This is a genomic window from Variovorax sp. 10N420 (genome assembly GCF_056394705.1).
This window is the reverse complement of record NZ_JBFTIJ010000003.1, coordinates 60,775-77,656: the sequence shown is the minus strand read 5'-3', so window position 1 is coordinate 77,656 and position 16,882 is coordinate 60,775. Positions and strand designations below refer to the sequence as shown.

At 63.2% G+C, this 16,882-nt stretch carries 20 protein-coding genes; 13 read left to right on the top strand and 7 right to left on the bottom strand.

Annotated features, from left to right (window positions below; translation table 11 throughout):
* Nucleotides 1-13 precede the first annotated feature (13 nt).
* Together AC1DEK_RS08435 and AC1DEK_RS08430 are read right to left on the bottom strand one after the other, a co-directional pair.
* Nucleotides 14-1,924: a feruloyl-CoA synthase gene (locus AC1DEK_RS08435; protein WP_478124776.1), complete on the bottom strand. Its 1,911-nt coding sequence runs from the start codon at nt 1,922-1,924 to the stop codon at nt 14-16.
* Nucleotides 1,925-1,932: 8 nt separating this feature from the next.
* On the bottom strand, nt 1,933-2,706 hold the full coding sequence (locus AC1DEK_RS08430; protein WP_478124775.1) for a crotonase/enoyl-CoA hydratase family protein: 774 nt from the start codon (nt 2,704-2,706) through the stop codon (nt 1,933-1,935).
* 114 nt (nt 2,707-2,820) lie between these two features.
* Here AC1DEK_RS08430 and AC1DEK_RS08425 point away from each other — a divergent pair, with 114 nt between their 5' ends.
* Nucleotides 2,821-3,687, top strand: a complete 867-nt coding sequence (locus AC1DEK_RS08425) for an amidohydrolase family protein (protein WP_478097890.1) — start codon at nt 2,821-2,823, stop codon at nt 3,685-3,687.
* Nucleotides 3,688-3,693: 6 nt separating this feature from the next.
* On the opposite strand, the gene kefC is transcribed toward AC1DEK_RS08425, so the two are convergent.
* Nucleotides 3,694-5,541 (bottom strand): glutathione-regulated potassium-efflux system protein KefC, encoded by a 1,848-nt coding sequence (gene kefC, locus AC1DEK_RS08420; protein WP_478124774.1) that lies wholly within the window; start codon nt 5,539-5,541, stop codon nt 3,694-3,696.
* Between the two features lie 2 nt (nt 5,542-5,543).
* Nucleotides 5,544-6,182, bottom strand: coding sequence for a glutathione-regulated potassium-efflux system oxidoreductase KefF (gene kefF / locus AC1DEK_RS08415; protein WP_478125272.1), 639 nt, complete (start codon nt 6,180-6,182; stop codon nt 5,544-5,546).
* 67 nt (nt 6,183-6,249) lie between these two features.
* Between kefF and AC1DEK_RS08410 the strand changes: the two genes are divergently transcribed.
* Both AC1DEK_RS08410 and AC1DEK_RS08405 read left to right on the top strand, forming a co-directional pair.
* On the top strand, nt 6,250-6,870 hold the full coding sequence (locus AC1DEK_RS08410; protein WP_478125271.1) for a nucleotide-binding protein: 621 nt from the start codon (nt 6,250-6,252) through the stop codon (nt 6,868-6,870).
* A gap of 81 nt (nt 6,871-6,951) precedes the next feature.
* Nucleotides 6,952-7,410 (top strand): MaoC family dehydratase, encoded by a 459-nt coding sequence (locus tag AC1DEK_RS08405; protein WP_478124773.1) that lies wholly within the window; start codon nt 6,952-6,954, stop codon nt 7,408-7,410.
* Nucleotides 7,411-7,533: 123 nt separating this feature from the next.
* Here AC1DEK_RS08405 and trmL read toward each other — a convergent pair whose 3' ends face one another.
* On the bottom strand, nt 7,534-7,995 hold the full coding sequence (gene trmL, locus AC1DEK_RS08400) for a tRNA (uridine(34)/cytosine(34)/5-carboxymethylaminomethyluridine(34)-2'-O)-methyltransferase TrmL (RefSeq protein WP_478124772.1): 462 nt from the start codon (nt 7,993-7,995) through the stop codon (nt 7,534-7,536).
* 25 nt (nt 7,996-8,020) lie between these two features.
* A complete protein-coding gene (locus AC1DEK_RS08395) occupies nt 8,021-8,737 on the bottom strand; it encodes a ComF family protein (protein WP_478124771.1) in 717 nt (238 codons plus the stop codon).
* A 22-nt stretch (nt 8,738-8,759) separates the two neighbouring features.
* Between AC1DEK_RS08395 and AC1DEK_RS08390 the strand changes: the two genes are divergently transcribed.
* The 8 genes from AC1DEK_RS08390 (at nt 8,760) to AC1DEK_RS08355 (ending at nt 15,086) form a co-directional block, all read left to right on the top strand.
* The gene (locus tag AC1DEK_RS08390; RefSeq protein ID WP_478124770.1) at nt 8,760-9,674 is read left to right on the top strand and encodes a biotin synthase; all 915 of its coding nucleotides are present in this window, start codon (nt 8,760-8,762) and stop codon (nt 9,672-9,674) included.
* Nucleotides 9,675-9,795: 121 nt separating this feature from the next.
* Nucleotides 9,796-10,272: a DUF2244 domain-containing protein gene (locus AC1DEK_RS08385; protein ID WP_286567805.1), complete on the top strand. Its 477-nt coding sequence runs from the start codon at nt 9,796-9,798 to the stop codon at nt 10,270-10,272.
* 67 nt (nt 10,273-10,339) lie between these two features.
* Nucleotides 10,340-11,518, top strand: a complete 1,179-nt coding sequence (gene coxB / locus AC1DEK_RS08380) for a cytochrome c oxidase subunit II (RefSeq protein WP_478124769.1) — start codon at nt 10,340-10,342, stop codon at nt 11,516-11,518.
* Nucleotides 11,519-11,559: 41 nt separating this feature from the next.
* Nucleotides 11,560-13,191 (top strand): cytochrome c oxidase subunit I, encoded by a 1,632-nt coding sequence (gene ctaD, locus AC1DEK_RS08375; RefSeq protein ID WP_478124768.1) that lies wholly within the window; start codon nt 11,560-11,562, stop codon nt 13,189-13,191.
* A 13-nt stretch (nt 13,192-13,204) separates the two neighbouring features.
* Nucleotides 13,205-13,315: a cytochrome oxidase small assembly protein gene (locus tag AC1DEK_RS08370; RefSeq protein WP_478124767.1), complete on the top strand. Its 111-nt coding sequence runs from the start codon at nt 13,205-13,207 to the stop codon at nt 13,313-13,315.
* An 8-nt stretch (nt 13,316-13,323) separates the two neighbouring features.
* Nucleotides 13,324-13,941, top strand: a complete 618-nt coding sequence (locus AC1DEK_RS08365) for a cytochrome c oxidase assembly protein (protein WP_478124766.1) — start codon at nt 13,324-13,326, stop codon at nt 13,939-13,941.
* Entirely contained in the window at nt 13,938-14,153 is a 216-nt protein-coding gene (locus AC1DEK_RS08360) for a DUF2970 domain-containing protein (protein ID WP_478124765.1), read from the top strand. The genes AC1DEK_RS08365 and AC1DEK_RS08360 overlap by 4 nt, the downstream gene beginning before the upstream one ends.
* Before the next feature lie 51 nt (nt 14,154-14,204).
* A complete protein-coding gene (locus tag AC1DEK_RS08355) occupies nt 14,205-15,086 on the top strand; it encodes a cytochrome c oxidase subunit 3 (RefSeq protein ID WP_478124764.1) in 882 nt (293 codons plus the stop codon).
* Nucleotides 15,087-15,158: 72 nt separating this feature from the next.
* Here AC1DEK_RS08355 and AC1DEK_RS08350 read toward each other — a convergent pair whose 3' ends face one another.
* On the bottom strand, nt 15,159-15,380 hold the full coding sequence (locus tag AC1DEK_RS08350) for a twin transmembrane helix small protein (protein WP_478124763.1): 222 nt from the start codon (nt 15,378-15,380) through the stop codon (nt 15,159-15,161).
* 36 nt (nt 15,381-15,416) lie between these two features.
* On the opposite strand from AC1DEK_RS08350, the gene AC1DEK_RS08345 reads away from it, so the two are divergent.
* Nucleotides 15,417-16,214, top strand: coding sequence for an SURF1 family protein (locus AC1DEK_RS08345; RefSeq protein WP_478124762.1), 798 nt, complete (start codon nt 15,417-15,419; stop codon nt 16,212-16,214).
* Complete coding sequence (locus AC1DEK_RS08340) at nt 16,153-16,881, top strand: SCO family protein (protein ID WP_478124761.1); 729 nt, start codon at nt 16,153-16,155, stop codon at nt 16,879-16,881. The genes AC1DEK_RS08345 and AC1DEK_RS08340 overlap by 62 nt, the downstream gene beginning before the upstream one ends.
* Nucleotide 16,882 lies beyond the last annotated feature (1 nt).

The following is a 16,882-nucleotide window of genomic DNA, read 5'->3' as shown; positions in this document are numbered from 1 at the left end:
GTCCTTGGGTGATTTAGCGGGGTTTGAGCGTGAAGGGCAAGGTGTCGTTGTGCAAGGCCTCGGCCAATGCGGCGCGATGCTTCAGCACGGCGCGCTGGTTGATGGAGCCCTTGTCGGTCACTTCTCCCTTGTCGATCGATGGCGGCTCGGAAACGATGTGCGCGCGCGCGATGCGGTTGGCGCTGCCGGTACTCGCGGCGGCGAGCGTGTCCAGAAGTTCCTGGAACCGCGCCTGCACGGGTGCGCTTTCGACGACATCCTTCATGGAAGCGCCCTCCGGAAGGCCCGAGAGTTGCCGCACCGCCTGCGTCGGAAAGATGAGCGCGCCGACTTCCTTCAGGTTGATGCCGGTCAGCACCACGTCCTGTACGTAGGGCGCCCCGGCCGCGCTGATCCGGGCCCGCAGCGGTCCCACGCTGACGAAGGTGCCGGTGGCGAGCTTGAAGTCTTCCGCGATGCGGCCATCGAAGCGCAAGCCGCGGTGGATGTCTGCATCGTCGATCCACTGAACCGCGTCACCCGTGCACAGGAAACCTTCTTCATCGAAAGCTTCGCGCGTTGCTTCAGGGGCTCGCCAGTAGCCGGGCGTGACGTTCGGTCCGCGATAGCGCACCTCCACCTTGCCGTCGACGTCGACCAGCTTGAGCGTCATGCCCGGCGTCGGCACGCCGACATCGCCTGCGCGCACGTCGGGGCTGTTGATGAACATCGCCGAAGGGCCCGATTCGGTCATGCCGAGGCCGGTTGCCATCACGATGCGCTCGCCGATCTCCGCTTCCTGGATTTCGTGCAGCAGGTCCCAGACGGGCTGCGCCAGCGCGGCGCCGGAATAAAAGAACATGCGCACGCGCGACAGCAGCGTCTTGCGAAGCTGCGCATCTTCTTTCATGGCGTGGGCGATGGCCTCGAAGCCGGTCGGCACGTTGAAATAGACGGTGGGGGCGATCTCGCGCAGGTTGCGCAGCGTTTCTCCCATCAGTGCCGGCGTGGGCTTGCCGTCATCGATGTAGAGCGTGCCCCCGTGATAGATCGTGATGCCGACGTTGTGATTGCTGCCGAAGGTGTGGTTCCACGGCAGCCAGTCGACCAGCACCGGCGGTTCTTCGGCCAGCGAGGGCATCGATTGCGCGATCTGGACCTGATTGGCGCACCACATGCGCTGCGTGTTGATGACGGCCTTGGGCATCTTGGTCGAGCCCGAGGTGAATAGAAACTTCGTGATCGTGTCCGGCCCGGTCGCTTCCATGGCCTTGTCCACCGCGTGCGTGGCCGGTGTGGCCAGCAGGCTGTCGAAAGTGGTGATCTTGCGGCCGGCCAGATCGGGTGAAGCCGCACCGACGTCCGCCGCGCCGCCATGGCCCTGCTGCAGCACGATTTCGACGTCCGCAGGCGCGACTGCGGCGATTGCCCGGCCGAAGCGCGCGGCATCGCTCGCGAAGACGAGTCCTGGAGTGAGCGTCTCGAAAATGTGTCGCAGCTTGTCGTAGTCCTGACTGACGATGGAATAGGCAGGCGATACGGGGCAGTAGGGGATTCCGGCGTAGATGCATGCCAACGACAACTGGGCATGCTCCAGGCTGTTCTCGCTCAGGATCATGACCGGCCGCTCGGCGTTCAGCCCACGGTTCAGCAGAGCCTGCCCGATGCGCCGTGCATCCTGCAGCGCCTGCGCATAGCTGAGGTGCCGCCATTCCCCGGTGCTCCCGTCAGGAAGCTGCGCGCGACGCGCCACGAAAGTGCGATCGGGCGCCACGTGCGCCCAGTGCATCAGGCGGTCGGTGATGCGCTCAGCGTATTCCTTGAGCGGCTCCGTCGCCTCGATGTAGCGGACGCCCGCGGCGCCTTCGCGCACGCTCACACGACGCACGCCGAAGGTCACGGGACGGTAGCGCGGCGTGATTGCCGCTGAGCGAGGGGCTTGCATGGATGACCTCAGTTTTTCTGCACTTTGCCGGCCTTGCCTTCGAGGAAGGCGCGCACCCGCTCCTTGGCCTCTGGCGCGCTTTGCGCGATGCCTGCCATCAGCGCTTCGGTGAAGAATCCGTGGTCCGCGGGTTGCTCGGAGATTCGCGGCAGCGCGTGCATCAGCGCGTAGTTGGTCAGCGGTGCATTCGAAGCCACGCGCCTGGCGAGTTCGACCGCCTTGTCCAGGGCGGTGCCTTCGGGGACGAGGTATTGAGCGAAGCCGGCGCGCTCGCCCTCTTCGGCGTTGTAGACGCGGCCCGTCATCATCATGTCGGTCATGCGGGCGGTGCCGATCAGCTTGGGAATGCGCACCGAACCTCCTCCGCCGACGAAGATGCCGCGAGAGCCTTCGGGCAGCGCGTAAAAGGTGGTCGCATCGGCAACGCGGATGTGGCAGGCACTGGCGAGTTCGAGTCCGCCGCCAACCACGGCGCCGTGGAGCGCCGCGATCACGGGCACAGGGCCGTGCTGCACGAGTTCGAGCGCCGCATGCCACATGCGCGAATGCACGAGGCCCTGGCCGGCGTCGCGCTCCTGGAGTTCCGACAGGTCGAGCCCGGCGCAGAAGTGCGGCCCTTCGCCGTCGATCACGGCTGCGCGCACGGAACTGGGCAGCTTTTCGAAGGTGTTGCGCAGGGCGAGGATCAATGCGTCGGACAGCGCGTTGCGTTTGCTGGCGCGGGTGAGGCGCACGATGGCGATGTTGTCCTGGATGTCGAGCTGGAGGTCGGTGTGGATCATGATTGCATTCCGGAGTGCGATCGATTATGGTTATAGAAAATAATCAATTCAAGCCGCATGAAGGTGTGCGGCATGAGGACTTACCCTAAGCCCCCAACCCTTGGAGACACTGCCATGGACTATCAGAACCTCATCGCGATCGACACGCATACGCATGCCGAAGTGAGTTGCTGGAATCCCTTTGATAACTACGGCGAGGAATACGATCGCGCCGCGGACAAATATTTCAGGTCGAGCCGCCGCCCGACCATCCAGGAGAGCATCGACTACTACCGCGAGCGCAAGATCGGCTTGGTGATGTTCATGGTCGATGCCGAGTCGAACATGGGTCGGCGCCGCATTCCCAACGAGGAGATCGCCGAAGCGGCCCAGAAGAACTCCGACATCATGATTGCGTTTGCCAGCATCGATCCGCACAAAGGAAAGATGGGCGCACGCGAAGCGCGGCGATTGATCGAGGAGCACGGCGTCAAGGGCTTCAAGTTCCATCCGACGGTGCAGGGTTTCCACCCGTACGACAAGATGGCCTGGCCGATCTACGAAGTGATCAATGAGTACGCGCTGCCGGCGGTCTTTCATACGGGGCACAGCGGCATCGGCTCGGGCATGCGCTGCGGTGGCGGCCTGCGGCTCGAGTACAGCAATCCGATGCACCTGGACGACGTCGCCATCGACTTCCCCGACATGCAGATCGTCATGGCGCATCCGAGCTTCCCATGGCAAGACGAGGCGCTCAGCGTTGCAACGCACAAGCCCAACGTCTGGATCGATCTCTCGGGCTGGAGCCCGAAGTACTTTCCCAAGCAGCTCGTGCAGTACGCCAACACGCTGCTCAAGGATCGCGTGCTGTTTGCGAGCGACTATCCGCTCATCACGCCCGACCGCTGGCTCAAGGATTTCGAGGATGCGGGGTTCAAGCCCGAGGTGGTGCCCGGCATCCTGAAGGACAACGCGGTTCGCTTGCTCAAGCTCGCGAAGTAAGGCGGGCTACGAGGTCTGCTCCTGCTCGTTCTTGTCCCAGTCAAGATGGGCGGTGCGTTGGCGGTGCTCTTCGCGCTCACGTGCGATCTGCTCTTCGAATTGATGGCGCCCTTCCTTTTGGGCGGCGATCAGCTTGGCGCGGTCCTTGTAGTGCGGATAGACCTCGTGCATGAGCTGGATATTGCGAAGCCTGAAATGCATCGCCGTTTCGCGCGCCTCGTGCGCGGGCCAGCCGAGGCCTTCGAGCACCGAGCGGGCGCTCCGTAGCGAAGACTCGAAGAGTTCCCGTTCGACGTGCTCGATCTTGCGGTCGAGCAGTTGATAAACGTGCGCCACATTGCGCGCGCGCGCAACGATCCTGGCGTTCGGGAAATTCTGCCGGACGAGATCGACGATTTTCAGCGACTGCTCCATGTCGTCGACCGCCACCACTACCACCTTCGCCGTGCCCGCGCCTGCGGTGCGCAGCAGGTCGAGCCGCGTTGCATCGCCATAAAAGACACGAAAGCCGAATTCACGCAAGCTTTCGATCGTGTCCGGATCATGGTCGAGCACGGTAATCTTCAAGCCCTGTGCGCTCAGCATGCGCCCAACGATCTGCCCATAGCGACCGAAGCCGCAAATGATCACCTTGGCGTCCTGTTGCTCTGAAATCTCCTCCATGGTCGTCGGCGCTTGGGTGCTGTAGCGCGGCATCACCCATTTGTCGATCGCCACCAGCAGCAGGGGCGAGATCAACATAGAAAGCGCCACTGCACCGATCAGGAACGATGCGACTCCGCGCGGCAGCACATCGGGGCCAGCGGCCTGAAACACCACGAAAGCGAATTCGCCGCCCTGCGCAAGCAGCAGCGTGAACACCGGCCGCTGCTGATGCGGCACGTGCATCAACTTCGCTAGCCCATAGATCACGCCGAACTTCAGCAGCATGAAGCCGATCACGACTGCCGCCATGAGCGCGGGGTGACTGAGCAACACGCCGAAGTCGATGCTCATGCCCACCGCAATGAAGAAGAGGCCCAGCAGGAGGCCCTTGAACGGTTCGATGTCGGTTTCCAGTTCGCGCCGGTATTCGCTTTCGGCGAGCAGCACGCCGGCCAGGAAAGCACCGAGCGCCATCGAGAGGCCGATGAATTGCATCAGCGCCGCGATTGCGACCACCAGCAGCAGCGAGGCGGCGGTGAAGATCTCGGGAGTCTTGCTGCGTGCGATCCACCTCAACAAAGGCCGGAGGGCGAGACGCCCGCCAATCACGATGCCGGCGATCACGCCGATGATCTTCAGCCCCTGCAGTGCCCGCTCAAATCCCGAAATGCCGTCGCTGGCGTCAGGACCGACGGCCAGAAGCGGAAGCAGCGCAAGGATCGGAATGGCAGCCACGTCCTGGAAAAGCAGGATCGAGAAGCCGGCCTGCCCGCTCGGCGTCAGGAGCAGGTTGCGCTCGCCGAACACTTGCAGCGCGATCGCCGTGGACGACAGCGCCAGCCCCAGCGCTGCCACCAGCGCGACGCGCCAGTTTGCGCCCGCGAGGAAGCCGACCAGGAAGAGCACGGCGGCGCAGCCCAGCACCTGTGCCGAGCCCCAGCCGAAGATGGGTCCGCGCAGACTCCAGAGCCGCTTCGGCTCCAGTTCAAGGCCAACGAGGAAAAGCATGAGCACCACGCCGAACTCCGCGAAATGCAGGATGTCCTCGACATTGGTCACCAGCCCCAGTCCCCACGGTCCGATGGCAATGCCGGCGGCGAGATAGCCAATGATCGAACCCAGCCCGAGTGCCTTCGACAGTGGCACCACCAGCACCGCGGCGCCGAGGTAGATCAGTGAATTGATGAGCCAGACAGGGATGTGTGCCATCGTCAAGCCTCTTCCTGGCTCAGGGGGCGGTCGATTTCCGGCACGACGCAACTCGGGCAGGCGGCAATGTCGTCCATCTCCGGCCAGTTCGGATAGGTTCGAAGTCTTTCACTGAAGACTTCCACGTGTGCGGCAATCTCGGATGGTGGCGCGCTGCGGGCTCCATGAAACACCAGCGGCGGCAGGAAGCGCATGCCGCACAGTGCTGCGGTCTGCTCGTAGGGTGGCAGGAAGGCGTCGAAGAAATAGCGGTTGTAGCTTTGCGGGTGATAGCTCTCTTCAGGGCCGCCGGTGGTCGCGACCAGCCAGAAGTCCTTTCCTTCCAGCTTGCTGCCGCCCTTGCCGTAGGCCCAGCCATAGCTGAACACTTCATCGATCCAGAGCTTCTGGAGCGCCGGCATCGAATACCACTGAATAGGGTGCAGCAACACGAGTACGTCGGCGCGGGCCAGGCGCGCCTGCTCGGTCTTCACGTCGATGGAGTAGTCGGGATAGCTGTTGTAGAGATCGTTGACGTCGATGCCGGGTATCTCTCGCGCTGCCTTCAGCAACTGGAGATTGACCCGGGAATCGCGCCAGCGCGGATGCGCGGCGATCACGTAGATATGGGGCGTGCTTTCCGTGCTTGTTGTTGTCGGCATGCCGCGAACATAGCGCACTCCGCGGGCGGCTACCATGGCGCCTGTCTTCAGCCTCGAGGAGCCTCAGATGCCGGTGGTCCTGGTCGCCAATCCCAAGGGCGGGGTCGGCAAATCCACGCTCGCAACCAACGTCGCGGGCTACTTTGCCAGCGGTGGCCATCCGGTGATGCTGGGCGACATCGATCGCCAGCAGTCCTCCAAACTGTGGCTCGGCCTGCGCCCGCCCGTGGCGCGCGGGATCAGGACTTGGGACGCGACAGCGGACGGCGACGTCGTTCGCCCGCCGCGCGGAACCACGCATGCCGTCATCGACACCCCCGCCGGGCTGCACGGCTCGCGCTTCAAGGACGTCGTCGCCTTGGCCGACAAGGTGCTGGTGCCGCTGCAGCCGAGCATCTTCGACATCTACGCGACGCGCGATTTCCTGGACCGTCTGCTGTCGCATCGCCGGGTCGACAAAACGCAGGTCGCGCTGGTCGGCATGCGGGTCGACGCGCGAACCCTGGCGGCCGATCGCCTGCGCGAATTCGTTGCCGGTCTTGAAGTGCCGGTCCTCGGCGAATTGAGGGATACCCAGAACTATGTGCAACTTGCCGCGCGCGGGCTGACGCTGTTCGACATCGCGCCGGGGCGCGTGCAGCGTGACCTGGAGCAATGGGCGCCGATCTGCCGCTGGCTGGACGCTTGAGGCATCGCTCGTGGTTTTCCCTGAACATGCATGTCGCAGCGTCGACACCCGCAACCGAACCAGACCGCTACAGTGATCCGCATGAAACAGACATTCCAGACTCTCGAGGATCTCGCCGCATGCGTCGGCCAGGAAGTCGCCGTGAGCGACTGGATCACCATCACGCAAGAGCAGGTCAACCTGTTTGCGGAGGCCACGGGGGATCACCAGTGGATTCACGTGGATGTCGAGCGGGCCAAAGCCGGGCCGTTCGGCGCGCCCATTGCACATGGGTTCCTCACGCTGTCCTTGCTCCCCCGCATCTATGAGACTTCCTTCAGCGTGGTCGAGTCGCGCATGGGCGTCAATTACGGATTGAACCGGGTTCGATTCATGTCGCCGGTGCCGGTGGGCGGGCGCGTCCGTGGTCGTATGAAGCTCTTGACTTCGGAGCCGATCGCCAATGATGGGCTGCAGATGACTTGGGAGACCACCATCGAACTGGAGGGCTCTCCGAAGCCGGCCTGCGTGGCTGAGTCTGTGGTCCGACGGTATAAGTAGCTCGCCCCCAGGCTGCGCGCACTTCGTGTCGCTTCGCCTTCCCTCTACCGGGGGCACCACCAGCGGCCCGGCGGAGCCGGTTCCGCGGTGGTTCTGGGAGGGGAGCGGGGTGCGGCGCTCTTTTTATGCAAATCCGTTTTGGCGCCAGGCTTCGAAGACTGTGACTGCGACGGCGTTGGAGAGATTGAGGCTGCGCTGGCCTTCTCGCATGGGGAGGCGCAGGCGTTGGGGTTCGGGGAATTGTTCGCGCAGTTCGGGGGCCAGGCCTCGGGTTTCTGAGCCGAAGATCAGCCAGTCGCCGGGGTGGAAGGCTACGTCGTGGACCTGGCGGGTTCCGCGGGTGGTGAGGGCGAACATTCGATCCGATGGGGGGCGCTCGGTTTCGAGCAGCGCCTGCCACGTGGGGTGCCGGCGGACTTCGGCGTATTCGTGATAGTCGAGGCCGGCCCGGCGCAGGAGTTTGTCGTCCATCGAAAAACCCAGAGGCTCCACCAGATGCAAGGTGCAGCCGGTGTTGGCCGCCAAGCGGATGACGTTGCCGGTGTTGGGCGGGATTTCGGGTTCGACGAGAACGATGTGAAACATGGGGCAATTGTCGCGAGGGGCGTGTTCAGGGCGTTGCCTCGGTGCGCGCGAGCACGATGGCGGTGATGTGCGCCGCGCCGCCCAGCCGCAGCACCTGCGCTGCGGCGAAGAGCGAAGCGCCGGTGGTCATGACGTCGTCGACCAGCACCACGCGACGGTTCCGAACAGCCGTTGGCTTGAGCGGCTCCAAGGCAAATGCGCCGCGCAGGTTGCTCAGGCGCTCGACTCGGGTCAAGCCGCTTTGGGCGCTCGTTTCGCGGGTTCGCAGGAGTACGCCGGCATCGGTCTTTCGCGGCGCCAGCCGGCGTGCGAGTTCATGGGCCTGATTGAAGCCTCTTTCGCGCAGACGGGCCGGCGCCAACGGCATCGGCAACAGCAGGTCGGCGTTTTCGATCGCCCGCTCGACCCAGGGTGCACTTCGGAGCAATGTTGCCAGCGGTGCGGCCAGTCCGGCGTCGCCGCGAAACTTGAATTCAGCAATGCACTCCGGCCAGGGCCACACATACGCGCAGGCTGCAAGGCAGGCATCGAGCGGAGGTGGGTCGCGCAGACAGCCGCCGCACCGGTCGATACCCGCCGGGACAGCCAAGGCGCAGGTGACGCATCGCGGCACGGGTGGCGCAAAGCGAGCCACGCACGCATCGCACACCGGCCGGGCGGGCCACGTGCGACACACGAAGCACTGGCTCGGCACGCGAGCCGCAATGGATGAAAAAGTCCTTTCGGACCAGCTTTTGAACATCCCTCAATATACTGAGCGGCTCATGCCTCCCGACTCTCCCCAGCGACCGCCGACCATCGATGCCACGGCGGCTGGCCGCTGGAGCCGCCTCGCGCAAGCCGCCGCTTCTCCTTGGCTGCACGAGGAAATAGGACGGCGCATGGAAGACCGGCTTCAGTGGATCAAGGCGCAGCCGCGCCACTGGGCCGATTGGTCGCCGCTTCGCGGGGGCCTTGAGGCGCACGCATTGGTCGCCCGCCGCTACCGAAACGCCACCGCCTACGTCGTCGAGCCCGAGCCGTCGCTCGTGGCGCCGACCGCGAAGGTGCTCGCCGCGCCCTGGTGGACGGCACGGCGTTGGCAGGAGGCGCAAGCAACCTTCGATGCGCCGCCCGACGAGGGCGTGGACCTGCTGTGGGCGAACATGGCGCTGCACATGGCGGCCGACCCGGGCGCGCTGATCGGCGAATGGCATCGTCGGGTGGCGACAGATGGCTTCCTGATGTTCTCCTGCTTCGGACCCGACACCTTGATGGAGCTGCGCGCGCTTTACCAGCGGCTCGGATGGCCGCCCGCAAGCCATGAGTTCACCGACATGCACGATTGGGGCGACATGCTCGTCGGCGCCGGCTTCGCAGAACCCGTGATGGACATGGAGCGGATCGTCCTGACGTGGGCCGATGCCGATGCCGCCGTGGCTGAGTTGCGCACCCTCGGGCGAAACCTGCACCCGAGTCGATTTGCAGCATTGCGCGGCAGAGGCTGGCGCCAGGCGCTCGGCCGTGCGCTGCCCGAACTCGCGCCGGCAGCAGACGGGGGAGGGCGCATCGCACTGACCTTCGAAATCATCTACGGCCATGCATTCAAACCCGCACCGCGAGTCGCCTTGTCGGCCGAAAGCGCGGTATCTCTTCGAGAGATGCGATCGATGCTTCAGCGCGGTCGCCCAGGCGCATGAGAGGGTGCTGCTTCACCGCTACAATCCGGCGCTGCGTGAACTCCCGGGTATTGTCCCGTGATCGAGGTCTGTCGAATATGGGTTCGACAGAGATCGACGCACCGATTTGCTGAACTCGCCCGTGTCGAATTCCGTGTTTCGTTTTGCCACTGTTTCAGGCCAGAGCATCCACTGGTTCCTGAAGCGCAATTGCTCGGTCACGCCGAGCCAGCTTGGCTGGCTCTACGCGTCGCTCTGCGTGGTATCACTTGGCATCGGAACCGTTTTCTGGCTGAACGGCGCACGGCTCGTGTTGCCGTTCGCCTGGCTTGAACTCGCCGCAGTGGGTTTCGCGTTCGTCCTGTATGCGCGGCATGCGACCGACGGCGAAAAGATCGCCTTGCAGGGCGGCCGGTTGGTGGTCGAACTCGAGAACGGTGGGCACTACGAGCGTACGGAATTCTTGCCGCACCAGGTGCGGGTCGAGCCTCAGGACAGCGATCGTTCGCTGATCGAGGTCTCGGGTCAGGGTCGTTCGGTCAGGGTGGGGCGGTATGTGCGCCCGGAGTTGCGCGCAGCGTTGGCGCGTGAGATTCGCATGGCATTGCGAAGTGCCTGAGCAGGCATTCGCAGTGTTTCACCGTGGGGACCGGTGGGGTTAACTGGAAAATGAAGAAGTGAACACGATGAAGAGCATTTGGCGCAACAAGATCTTGCCGGCGAATTTGCTGCTGGCGGCCGGCGCGGCTTTCAGTGGCGCGGCGCATGCAGTCAATGACCTGCCCGGCGGACCGTCCGTGCGTCAACTGAATCTCCCTGTGGGCGTCACCAAGATCGCCCAGGAGCAGCATTTCCTGCACACGGTGATGCTGGCCTTGTGCACCGTAATCTTCGTGGCGGTGTTCGCCGTCATGTTCTATTCGATCTGGAAGCATCGCAGGTCCGTCGGCCACAAGGCCGCCAACTTCCATGAGTCCGTGGTGGTCGAAGTCATCTGGACCATCGTCCCCTTCGTCATCGTCATCCTGATGGCGCTGCCGGCCACCCGGGTGCTCGTCGCACAGAAGGACACGACCAACTCCGACCTCACCATCAAGGTCACCGGCTACCAGTGGAAGTGGGGCTACGACTACATCAAGGGCGAAGGCGAGGGCCTTTCGTTCATCTCCACGCTGGACGCCTCCCACCGCGCCATGTCCGACGCGGGCGCCCGTGGTGACATTCCGGACAATTACCTTCTCAAGGTCGACAATCCGCTCGTGGTCCCCGTCGACACGAAGATTCGCATCATCACCACCGCCAACGACGTGATCCACGCATTTGCGGTTCCGCAATTCGGCATCAAGCAGGATGCAATCCCCGGTTTCGTCCGGGACACCTGGTTCCGCGCGGAAAAGGTGGGTGACTACTACGGGCAGTGCCAGGAGCTGTGCGGCAAGGAGCACGCCTTCATGCCGATTCACGTCAAGGTGATGGCGGCTGCCGACTACACCGCCTGGGTCGATGGCAAGCGCAAGGAAGCCGCTGCCAAGCAGGACGATCCGAACAAGGTCTGGACGCTGCCTGAATTGCTGGCGCGTGGCGAGAAGGTCTACGCGGCCACGTGCGCCGCCTGCCACCAGGCCAATGGCAAGGGCGCGGGCCCGGTCAAGCCGCTTGACGGCTCGGCGACGGTGCTCAACTCGGACCACAAGCTGCAACTTCACGTGGTGCTCAATGGTCAGAACAACGGGGCGATGCCCTCGTGGAAACAACTTAGCGACACCGACATCGCTGCCGTGGTGACTTTCACGAAGAATGCCTGGTCGAACAAGACGGGCCAACTGGTGCAGCCGGCTGAAGTGCTGGCCGAGCGCGGCAAGTAAGCCGCGAGCTCCACGAAGACGAGTTTGCAAGGAATATCAAGATGAGCGCAGTCCTCGATCCCCACGCCCACGGCCACGGCGACCATTCCCACGACGAGCACCACCACGCGCCGACCGGCTGGCGGCGGTGGGTTTTCGCGACCAATCACAAAGACATCGGAACGCTGTACCTGCTGTTCTCCTTCACGATGCTGATGGTCGGCGGCGTGCTGGCCTTGATGATTCGCGCTGAGCTGTTCCAGCCCGGCCTGCAACTGGTCAATCCCGAACTCTTCAACCAGTTCACGACCATGCACGGCCTGATCATGGTGTTCGGCGCGATCATGCCGGCGTTCGTGGGCTTCGCGAACTGGATGATTCCGATGCAGATCGGCGCATCCGACATGGCGTTCGCGCGCATGAACAACTTCAGCTTTTGGCTCCTGATCCCGGCCGCGCTGATGCTGGTCGGCTCGTTCTTCATGCCTGGCGGCGCACCCGCAGCCGGCTGGACGCTCTACGCGCCGCTGACCCTGCAAATGGGCCCCTCGATGGACGCAGGCATCTTCGCGATGCACATCATGGGTGCTTCGTCGATCATGGGCTCGATCAACATCATCGTGACCATCCTCAACATGCGCGCCCCGGGCATGACGCTGATGAAGATGCCGATGTTCTGCTGGACCTGGCTCATCACTGCCTACCTGTTGATCGCGGTGATGCCTGTGCTCGCAGGTGCGATCACCATGACGCTGACCGACCGGCACTTCGGCACCAGCTTCTTCAATCCCGCCGGTGGCGGCGATCCGGTGATGTACCAGCACATCTTCTGGTTCTTCGGCCACCCCGAGGTCTACATCATGATCTTGCCGGCGTTCGGCATCATCAGCCAGATCGTTCCGGCCTTCGCGCGCAAGCGGCTCTTCGGCTATGCCTCGATGGTGTATGCCACGTCTTCGATTGCCATCCTGTCGTTCATCGTGTGGGCGCACCACATGTTCACGACCGGCATGCCGCTCACGGGCCAGCTGTTCTTCATGTACGCGACGATGCTGATCGCCGTGCCCACGGCCGTGAAGATCTTCAACTGGATTGCGACCATGTGGCAGGGCTCGATGACCTTCGAGACGCCGATGCTGTTTGCCGTCGGCTTCATCTTCGTGTTCACCATGGGCGGGTTCACGGGGCTGATCCTCGCGGTCGCGCCCATCGACACGCAGTTGCAGGACACCTACTACGTTGTCGCCCACTTCCACTACGTTCTGGTGGCAGGTTCGCTTTACGCGATGTTCGCCGGCTTCTACTACTGGTCGCCCAAGTGGACCGGTGTCATGTACAACGAAACGCGCGGCAAGATTCACTTCTGGTGGTCGCTCATCTCGTTCAACCTGGCCTTCTTCCCGATGCACTTTCTGGGCTTGGCCGGCATGCCGCGTCGCTATGCCGACTACCCGATGCAGTTTGCGGACTTCAACGCTGTTGCCAGCGTGGGCGCATTCGCCTTCGGACTGGCCCAGGTCTACTTCTTCTTCTTCATCGTGCTACCCACCATGCTCGGCAAGGGCGAGAAGGCCGGGCAGAAACCTTGGGAAGCCGCCGAAGGGCTCGAATGGGAAGTGCCTTCGCCCGCACCTTTCCACACCTTCGAAACTCCGCCCAAGCTGGACGCAACCGCTACCAAGGTCATCGGCTGAAGGGCCGCGCGCCATGACACCTGAACAAAAGAGGAACAATCGTCGCATGGGGCTCACGCTGGCCTCCATTGCGCTGCTGTTCTTCATCGGCTTCATCATCCGCATGGTCTGGATCGGGCATTAGGCGCACCCATGGCCATCGGTCAACGTATCCGTCGCGAAAACGTCCGCATGGTCGGCAAACTGGCCATTGTGGCGGCCGGCATGTTCGGATTCGGCTATGCGCTGGTACCCGTCTACCGGGCTATTTGCGAAATGACCGGCATCAATATCCTGGCGCTGTCGGAACTCGAGGTTCCAGGCGGGGCGTCGGGTGGCAAGAGCGTTCGCCTGCCTGACAACTCGCAGGTGGACATGAGTCGCACGATCACCGTGGAGTTTGATACGAACGTCCGCGGGCTGTGGGACTTCAAGCCCGCGCAGAACTCGATGCAAGTGCATCCGGGCGAACTCCACACCGTGATGTACGAGTTCCAGAACGTGCAGGACCGCCGGATGTCCGCGCAGGCGATCCCGAGCTATGCCCCGCAGCAGGCAGCGCCGTATTTCAATAAGCTCCAATGCTTCTGTTTCAACCAGTACACGCTGGATCCGGGCGAGAAGAAGGAGTGGCCCGTGGCGTTCGTCATCGACCCGAAGATTTCCAAGGACGTCAAGACGATTACGCTGTCGTACACATTCTTCGAGGTCGGCGGGAAGACGCCTGCAGCGCCCGTGGCCAGCAACGCGGCAGTGGGGCCTCGCTCATGACTGCGCCCGTCGGACAGCAAAAGAAGTCAGGGTCGCTGCTGCGAACGGCCAGGGCGGTTGCCTGGTCGTTCTTTGGCGTGCGCAGGAACAGCGGGTTTCAGGATGACCTCGCGAAACTCAACCCGCTGCACATCATTGCAGTTGCACTCGTTGCGGTGGCGCTCTTTGTCTGCGCCTTGATCCTGCTCGTGCGCTGGGTTGCCGCATCCTGAAGAAAAAGACCTACAGAATCTGAACCGAGAGAGAAGAAAGCCAGACCTGATATGAGTTCAACCACGCACGGCAACACGCCCTATTACTTCGTGCCCGGGCCTTCTGCCTACCCGGTGATGGCCGCGACAGGCCTGCTCTTCGTCATTTTGGGAGCGGCCCAGTGGATCAATGGCCATCAATGGGGCGCCTGGTCGCTGCTGGCTGGGATGATCGGTTGGCTGGGCACGCTCTTCGTGTGGTTCCGCACGGCGATCGGCGAAAGCGAGAGCGGCCAGTACGGCTACAAGGTCGACCTCTCGTTCCGCTGGAGCATGAGCTGGTTCATCTTCTCGGAAGTGATGTTCTTCGGCGCCTTCTTCACCGCGCTGTGGTGGGCTCGGACTCATTCGCTGCCGTCCCTCGGCAGCCTGGACAACGCACTTCTTTGGCCCGACTTCAAGGCCGTCTGGCCGACGATGGCCGCAGGCGCGACCGGCTCACCGGCCGACATCGTCGAGCCCTTCCAGACGGTTGGACCCTTCTGGCTGCCGACCATCAATACGGCGTTGCTCCTGAGTTCGGGTGTGACGCTCACGATCGCCCACCACGCGCTGCGTGCGGGCCATCGTGCGCAGACCGTCCGGTTCATGTGGCTAACCGTGTTGCTGGGCCTGACATTCCTGTTCGTGCAGGGCTACGAATACCATCACCTATATACCGAGCTGAATCTGAAGCTGAGTTCCGGCACGTACGGCTCGACCTTCTTCATGCTGACAGGCTTCCACGGCCTGCACGTGTTCATCGGTATGCTGATGTTGCTCTTCATCACCTTGCGCATTCGTGCGGGGCACTTCACGCCGGAGCGTCACTTCGGCTTTGAGGGGGCGGCGTGGTATTGGCACTTTGTCGACGTCGTGTGGCTCGGTCTGTACATCACGGTCTATTGGCTTTGAGTAAGAACGACGGCACAAGAAAAAAAGCGCCGCAAGGCGCTTTTTTCATGGTTCTCGGGAAACGATCAGCAGCTACTTGCCGACCGGAAGACCCCCTGGCTGGATGTAGCCGAGTTTCCACGCCACCAGAATGCAAAGGAACAAAACGACCGAGAGGGCAATCCGAACGGTCAGCGCGCGCGCCATGCCGCCACTTTTGGCTCGTCCATTGCGCCCGTCCTTCAGCATGAAAAAGAGCGCAAATCCGAGGCTCGCCAGAATGCCCGCAAAGGCGAGGGCGACAAAGTATTTCATGACCCACATTATCGGCCGCAGAGGCCGCATCATGGTTTGAACACAGATCTTTCGGCCACGGGACCGCGCTCCCGTGGCGGTCGTTTCTGGCTGATCACCGCGGTCGCCCTGATCACCATTGCGGGTACCGCGGCGCTGGGTCGCTGGCAGCTCTCGCGCGCTGCGCAGAAGGAAGCCATCCAGGCCGAGATCGATGCGCAGAAGAACCTTCCTCCGCTCGATCAGCAAGCCTTTCTTGCACTCGAAAACCCAGCGTCCACACTCCACAGGCCGGTCCGCTTGCGGGGGCTCTGGCTGACACCCCACACCGTGTATCTGGACAATCGCCAGATGCATGGCGTGCCGGGTTTTTATGTGCTGACGCCGTTCGCGATCGAGGGAACCAACCAGACCGTGATGATCCAGCGTGGCTGGATCCAACGCAATTTCACGGAAAGAGCCCATCTCGAGCCCGTCGCCACTCCTTCCGGCCTGGTGGACGTGACGGCAAGCATCGCTCCGCCGCCAGCGCGCTTGCTCGATCTTGGGAAGGTCGAACAGGCCGCTGCAACGCCAACTGCCGCGGGGTCTTCGCCCATCCGGCAGAATCTCGACCTTGAAGCGTATCGGACCGAGACAGGACTGCCCCTGCGGACCGATATTTCGCTGCAGGAGACCGGTGAGCCATCCGAAGGTCTGCAGCGCGATTGGCCGGCTCCCGCACTCGGTGTCGAAAAGCACTACGGCTATGCGTTCCAGTGGTTCGGCTTGTCGGCTCTTGTCGTAATTCTCTATGTCTGGTTCCAACTCATCGCCCCCCTCCGCCGCCGCGCACGCCTTGCAGGCCGCCGCTGACGAGCCCCTTGGCCTGACCGTGCATTCCATGCCGTCGCCTCGCCAGGCACTCGCAGGTGCCGAAGCGCGCCGGACCGTGCTCGGGCGTTGGAAGATGGTCATCGTGCTGCTCTGCTGCGCTGCGCCAGTGGTCGCCTCCTACTTCACCTATTACGTGATTCGGCCCGAAGGCCGGAGTGTCTATGGCGAGCTGGTCGATCCGCAGCGCCCCGTTCCGAACATCGCGGGTACTTCACCCGACGGTGCGAAGTTTCAGCTTCCGGCGCTCAAGGGACAATGGTTGCTCGTCGCCGTCGCAAATGCTGCCTGCGATTCAGTCTGCGAGCAGCAGCTCTACTTGCAGCGGCAGCTTCGCGAGAGTCTCGGCCGCGAAAAGGATCGCCTGGACCGCGTATGGCTCGTCAGCGATGCGGCGCCGATCCCCGCGCGGCTTGAAGCCGCGCTGCGGGGCGCCACGGTTGTCCGGGTTCCTGCGGACCAGCTTGAACAGTGGCTGGCTCCCAGCGCAAGCCATGCGGTAGGCGAGCACCTCTACGTCGTCGATCCGATGGGCAACTGGATGATGCGTTTCCCTGCTCGCATGGACACCGCAGGCGCCAGCCGCGCCAAGCGAGACCTCGACAGGCTGTTGCGCGCTTCCGCGTCCTGGGACGAGCCGGGGCGCTGAT

Excerpts from the sequence above, each read along its gene's own strand:
- AC1DEK_RS08425 (WP_478097890.1), top strand. The coding sequence starts at position 2,821 with ATGGACTATCAGAACCTCATCGCGATCGACACGCATACGCATGCCGAA.
- kefF (WP_478125272.1), bottom strand. The coding sequence starts at position 6,182 with ATGCCGACAACAACAAGCACGGAAAGCACGCCCCATATCTACGTGATC.
- kefC (WP_478124774.1), bottom strand. The coding sequence starts at position 5,541 with ATGGCACACATCCCTGTCTGGCTCATCAATTCACTGATCTACCTCGGC.
- AC1DEK_RS08430 (WP_478124775.1), bottom strand. The coding sequence starts at position 2,706 with ATGATCCACACCGACCTCCAGCTCGACATCCAGGACAACATCGCCATC.
- AC1DEK_RS08350 (WP_478124763.1), bottom strand. The coding sequence starts at position 15,380 with ATGAAATACTTTGTCGCCCTCGCCTTTGCGGGCATTCTGGCGAGCCTC.
- trmL (WP_478124772.1), bottom strand. The coding sequence starts at position 7,995 with ATGTTTCACATCGTTCTCGTCGAACCCGAAATCCCGCCCAACACCGGC.
- ctaD (WP_478124768.1), top strand. The coding sequence starts at position 11,560 with ATGAGCGCAGTCCTCGATCCCCACGCCCACGGCCACGGCGACCATTCC.
- AC1DEK_RS08340 (WP_478124761.1), top strand. The coding sequence starts at position 16,153 with ATGTCTGGTTCCAACTCATCGCCCCCCTCCGCCGCCGCGCACGCCTTG.
- AC1DEK_RS08410 (WP_478125271.1), top strand. The coding sequence starts at position 6,250 with ATGCCGGTGGTCCTGGTCGCCAATCCCAAGGGCGGGGTCGGCAAATCC.
- AC1DEK_RS08390 (WP_478124770.1), top strand. The coding sequence starts at position 8,760 with ATGCCTCCCGACTCTCCCCAGCGACCGCCGACCATCGATGCCACGGCG.
- AC1DEK_RS08370 (WP_478124767.1), top strand. The coding sequence starts at position 13,205 with ATGACACCTGAACAAAAGAGGAACAATCGTCGCATGGGGCTCACGCTG.
- AC1DEK_RS08395 (WP_478124771.1), bottom strand. The coding sequence starts at position 8,737 with ATGTTCAAAAGCTGGTCCGAAAGGACTTTTTCATCCATTGCGGCTCGC.
- AC1DEK_RS08365 (WP_478124766.1), top strand. The coding sequence starts at position 13,324 with ATGGCCATCGGTCAACGTATCCGTCGCGAAAACGTCCGCATGGTCGGC.
- AC1DEK_RS08355 (WP_478124764.1), top strand. The coding sequence starts at position 14,205 with ATGAGTTCAACCACGCACGGCAACACGCCCTATTACTTCGTGCCCGGG.
- AC1DEK_RS08405 (WP_478124773.1), top strand. The coding sequence starts at position 6,952 with ATGAAACAGACATTCCAGACTCTCGAGGATCTCGCCGCATGCGTCGGC.
- AC1DEK_RS08360 (WP_478124765.1), top strand. The coding sequence starts at position 13,938 with ATGACTGCGCCCGTCGGACAGCAAAAGAAGTCAGGGTCGCTGCTGCGA.
- AC1DEK_RS08435 (WP_478124776.1), bottom strand. The coding sequence starts at position 1,924 with ATGCAAGCCCCTCGCTCAGCGGCAATCACGCCGCGCTACCGTCCCGTG.
- coxB (WP_478124769.1), top strand. The coding sequence starts at position 10,340 with ATGAAGAGCATTTGGCGCAACAAGATCTTGCCGGCGAATTTGCTGCTG.